The sequence below is a fragment of the Mitsuaria sp. TWR114 genome (assembly GCF_007997345.1).
Map to the genome: position 1 here is coordinate 1 of NZ_VOSR01000629.1, position 4,613 is coordinate 4,613.

General features: G+C 70.3%; 4 protein-coding genes and 1 pseudogene. 1 reads left to right on the plus strand and 4 read right to left on the minus strand.

Annotated elements, in window-relative coordinates:
• Window positions 1-141: 141 nt before the first annotated feature.
• The 4 genes from FUT87_RS21065 to fba form a co-directional block, all read right to left on the minus strand.
• Window positions 142-1,278 (minus strand): hypothetical protein, encoded by a 1,137-nt coding sequence (locus FUT87_RS21065; protein WP_147240214.1) that lies wholly within the window; start codon window positions 1,276-1,278, stop codon window positions 142-144.
• Window positions 1,279-1,285: 7 nt separating this feature from the next.
• Window positions 1,286-2,182 carry a phosphoribosylaminoimidazolesuccinocarboxamide synthase gene (locus tag FUT87_RS21070; protein WP_091727911.1) on the minus strand — a complete coding sequence of 299 codons (897 nt, stop codon included), beginning with the start codon at window positions 2,180-2,182 and terminating at the stop codon, window positions 1,286-1,288.
• A gap of 117 nt (window positions 2,183-2,299) precedes the next feature.
• On the minus strand, window positions 2,300-2,725 hold the full coding sequence (locus tag FUT87_RS21075) for a gamma-glutamylcyclotransferase family protein (RefSeq protein ID WP_147242287.1): 426 nt from the start codon (window positions 2,723-2,725) through the stop codon (window positions 2,300-2,302).
• 75 nt (window positions 2,726-2,800) lie between these two features.
• Window positions 2,801-3,865 (minus strand): class II fructose-bisphosphate aldolase, encoded by a 1,065-nt coding sequence (gene fba / locus FUT87_RS21080; protein WP_091727920.1) that lies wholly within the window; start codon window positions 3,863-3,865, stop codon window positions 2,801-2,803.
• A 370-nt stretch (window positions 3,866-4,235) separates the two neighbouring features.
• Here fba and FUT87_RS21085 point away from each other — a divergent pair.
• Window positions 4,236-4,613: pseudogene (locus FUT87_RS21085) on the plus strand (hypothetical protein); the annotation flags it as partial.

The window sequence follows — 4,613 nt, forward strand, 5'->3', positions numbered from 1 at the left end:
GCGCGGTCGCGGCCACGCTCGTCGAGATCGACGGCCTGGCGCATGCCTGGAGCGGCGGTGCCGCGAAGGAGCCCTTCAGCGACCCGGCCGGGCCGGACGCGACGGCGATGATCTGGCGCTTCGTCGCGAAGCGCCTGGCCCTCAAGGCGTGAGCCCGCTGGCCCCCAGCAGATCGCGCCACTGGCGCTGCTGGTCGGCGAACTGTTGCCAGGCCTCGTCGGCCAGCGCCTGGTGGCGGTCGGCGTCGGCGATCTCGCCCAGCAGGCGGAAGGTCTGCGCCAGCCGGCTGTGGGTGATCGCCCGGTCGTCGAGCTCGCAATCGGGATCGAGCTCGATCTCGGCCTCGCGCGCCTGATGCAGCGCATGCTCGTGCTGGCCGAGGTTGGCCCGGCACCAGGCCAGGTCCGACAGCAGGCTGCTCCCCAGCCGCTCCAGCCCGAGCGACATCGCCTGCGGCAGGTGCTCCTCGTAGAGCTGGCGCGCCTCGTCGAAGCCGCCCTGCATCGTCAGCACCTGCGCGCGCAGCACCGGCCTCAGCTCGCCCATCATCTGCGCGCCGACGGCCTCGTCGAAGTGATGCATCGAGTCGACGGTCAACAGCAGCTCGGGCCCGCGGGCCGCATGGGCCCACAGGCTCTCGCGCCGAAGCTGCGACGCGCGCATCCCCGCCATGTTGAACATCAGCGCCGACAGCGACGCATCGTCGCCCTCCACCGCGGCATGGTGCCGCGCGCGGATGTACCAGCGCTGCGCGGACTCGACATCGCCGGCGTAGTGCCAGCCCACGCCCATCGCCATCGCCACGCGCGCCAGCGCGACGTGGTGGTCGGGTAGCGCTTCGTCGAGGCAGCGCCGCGCGTGCTCGACCAGCGCGGCCGGGTCGTGCCGGATGAAGGCCAGTTGCGCCAGCCAGGCCGCGGCGAGCACGCGCACCTCGACCAGCGCGGGCGCGCTGCCGGCGATCGCCTGCGCGCGCTGGATGCGGTCCCAGGCCTGCTGCGCGACGAAGCCGTTGTAGTAGCTCATCAGGCCTTCGGCCATGTGCAGCCAGGCGCCGATCTCCGGATGCGGATGCTGGAAGGAGAGTTGGTGCAGCGCGGTCAGCGCCTCGCGGGCCTCGCCCACCGCGCCGTGCCGCGCCAGCAGCATCGCGCGCTTGGCCCGCGCGCCGGCGGAGGCCATCGGCGACGCGGCGGCGGCGATCTCCTTCTCGAGCTGCTTGAGCAGACGCGACTTGATCGCCGGGGAAGGCGTCGCGTCGGGCGAGGCGTCTTGCATGCCGGCCTCAGCGCGTCAGGCGGTCCAGCGCTTCCTGGTACTTCGCCGCCGTGTTGGCGATCACGTCCGCAGGCAGCGTCGGCGCCGGCGCAACCTTGCCCCAGGGCTGGCCGTCGACCGTGGCCTGCTCCAGCCAGTCGCGCAGGAACTGCTTGTCATAGCTCGGCGGATTGCTGCCGACCGCGTAGCTCTCGGCCGGCCAGTAGCGCGAGGAATCGGGCGTCAGCACCTCGTCCATCAGCGTCAGCGTGCCGTCGGCATCGAGGCCGAACTCGAACTTGGTGTCCGCGATGATGATGCCCTTGGTCAGCGCATAGTCCGCCGCGCGCTGATAGAGGCGGATGGCGATGTCGCGGACCTGTTCGGCCAGCTCGCGGCCAATGATCTGCGCGCAGCGCTCGAAGTCGATGTTCTCGTCGTGGTCGCCCATCTCGGCCTTGGTGGCGGGCGTGAAGATCGGCTGCGGCAGCTTGCTGGCGTTCTGCAGGCCCGCCGGCAGTTCCACGCCGCAGACCTTGCCGCCGGCCTTGTACTCGGACCAGCCACTGCCGGCCAGGTAACCGCGCACCACCGCCTCGATCGGCAGCGGCTTCAGGCGCTTGACCAGCATCGCGCGGTCGCGCACCTGGTCCTTCTCCGCATCGCTCACCACGGACAACGGATCGTCGCCGGTCAGGTGGTTGGGGACGATGCCGTCGAGCTTGTCGAACCAGAACAGCGCCATCTTCGTCAGCAGCGCGCCCTTGCCCGGAATCGGCTCGCTCATGATGACGTCGAAGGCCGAGATGCGGTCCGAGGCGATCATCAGGATGCGATCCTCGCCGACCGCGTAGTTCTCGCGCACCTTGCCGCGCGCGATGAGGGGAAGGGAGGTGATCGACGAGGTGTGCAGGGCGGCGGTCATGGGCGTGCGGTCGGACGGAACGGCAAAGCGGGGATTCTAGAGGCGGCAGGGGAAATCACCCCTCCAGGAGCGCCCCCGCGATCCGCTTCACGCCGCGCCGGCACGGCGCCGGTCGCTTCAGATCGCGTCGAACCCGACGTAGCGCGCCACGAAACGCGCCTTGCCTTCGCGCTCGAAGGCGGCCTCGTCCCAGTCACCGGCGTCGAGACGCCCCGCCAGGCCCGGCTTGAGCAGGTAGGTCCAGGCCCGCTCCCAGCGGCCGTCGGCCAGGGTGACCAGCACCTCGTGGCGCTCGTACTCGTCGCCCTCGAACAGGTCGAGCCGCGCCCAGGCGGCCTCGGGCAGGTCGAGGTAGAGGCGGCCGACGACCTGATGCCCGTCCGCCGGCACCATCGCCGGGTAGTCCTGCCCGCGCACCGGGCGGCGCGCATGGCCGGCCAGCGTCGCAGCCTGTGGCGTCGCCAGCGGCGCGCAGGCCGGCCCGCAGACGCGGGCCATGATGTCGGGCCACATCAGCGTGCCGTAGGTGAAGAGATGGGCCATGGCATCCCTGACGGGAAAGCGGGTGGAAAGCGGAGGGGGATGGAAAAGGACCGGCGCGAGGCCGGTCCGGATCGATCACTGGACGACTTGCGCCAGCTCGCCGCGCGCGTAGGCGGCGGCCACCTCGGTCAGCGGACGCGGCTTGATCTTCGAGGCCTGGCCTTCGCAGCCGAATTCCAGGTAACGAGCCTTGCAGACCAGCTTGGCCGCTTCACGCGCCGGCTTGAGCCATTCGCGGGCATCGAACTTGTCGGGGTTCTCGGCCAGGAACTTGCGCACCGCGCCGGTCATCGCCAGGCGGATGTCGGTGTCGATGTTGATCTTGCGCACGCCGTGCTTGATGGCTTCCTGGATCTCCTCGACCGGCACGCCGAAGGTCTCCTTCATCTTGCCGCCGTACTGGTTGATGATCGCCAGCAGCTCCTGCGGCACGCTCGACGAGCCGTGCATCACCAGGTGGGTGTTGGGGATGCGCTTGTGGATCTCCTTGACGCGGGAGATCGCCAGGATGTCGCCGGTGGGCTTGCGCGAGAACTTGTAGGCGCCATGGCTGGTGCCGATGGCGATGGCCAGCGCGTCCAGCTGCGTGGCCTTCACGAAGACCGCGGCTTCCTCGGGGTCGGTCAGCATCTGGCTGTGGTCCAGCTTGCCGGCGGCGCCGATGCCGTCCTCCTCGCCCGCGTCACCGGTTTCCAGGTTGCCCAGGCAGCCCAGTTCGCCCTCGACGGTGACGCCGACCTTGTGCGCCATCTCGACGACGCGGCGGGTCACGTCCACGTTGTAGTCGAAGCTGGCGGGCGTCTTGCCGTCGTCCATCAGCGAGCCGTCCATCATCACCGAGCCGAAGCCCAGGTTGATCGCGCCCTCGCAGACCTTGGGGCTGGTGCCGTGGTCCTGGTGCATCACCAGCGGGATGTGCGGGTAGGCCTCGACCGCGGCCTGGATCAGGTGCTTGATGAAGGGTTCGCCGGCGTATTTCCGGGCGCCGGCGCTGGCCTGCAGGATGACCGGGGCGCCGACCTCGTCGGCCGCGGCCATCACGGCCTGCACCTGCTCCAGGTTGTTGACGTTGAACGCTGGAATGCCGTAGCCCTGTTCGGCCGCGTGGTCCAGCAGCTGGCGCATCGAGACGAGTGCCATGAGAGTTCTCCGAGGAAGTGAAAAATCCTTGGGCCGCGGACCGGCGCCAACACCATGCCGTAACCGCGCCGTAACTGGGCGGGATTCTAGCCAGCCCCCATGACCGGCTCTGTAACCAACCTGGGGCTCCCCCCGAACTGGTGCCATACCAGCACCCGTCGGAGGGACGGCCCCGCCGGAACCCGGGCAGGCCGCCTCGCCCCCTCGGACAGGGGTGAATGCGCTTGCGCGGCGGCGGAAGCGGCCGGTAGGCTCTTGCCCGGGCGGCCCGGCTCCGGTGGGAGCAAGCCTCGTGCCTTGTCCGGTCGCCACCGGCGCGGATCGCCCGCGACTTCCCTTCGCGCGACGCGTCGCGCCCGCCAGGACCTTCATGACCCGTCTCGCGATCGACCAGCTGACGCTGTGGATCACCGCCGCCGCCAACGAGCATTCGCTGGACCTGCCCGCCTACGTCGAGGAACGCACCGGCGCCAGCCATCGCGCGACGCTGGCGGCGCTGCGCCGGCTGGTCGACGCCCAGTGGCTGACCCGGTCGGGCACCACGCGCCGGCCGGTCTTCGGGCCGGGCGCGCTGCGGCAGGTGGCGCGCAGCTACACGCTGCACGGGCTGATGGAGGACGTGGTCTGGCAACGCGACTTCGCGCCCCACTTCCAGCTGCCGCGGCATGTCGCGCGCATGGTCCAGCACGGCTTCACCGAGCTGGTGAACAACGCCATCGACCACAGCGGCGGCACCAGCGTCACCGTG

Coding starts and splice junctions, on each gene's coding strand:
- FUT87_RS21065 (WP_147240214.1), bottom strand. CDS start 1,278: ATGCAAGACGCCTCGCCCGACGCGACGCCTTCCCCGGCGATCAAGTCG.
- FUT87_RS21070 (WP_091727911.1), bottom strand. CDS start 2,182: ATGACCGCCGCCCTGCACACCTCGTCGATCACCTCCCTTCCCCTCATC.
- FUT87_RS21075 (WP_147242287.1), bottom strand. CDS start 2,725: ATGGCCCATCTCTTCACCTACGGCACGCTGATGTGGCCCGACATCATG.
- fba (WP_091727920.1), bottom strand. CDS start 3,865: ATGGCACTCGTCTCGATGCGCCAGCTGCTGGACCACGCGGCCGAACAG.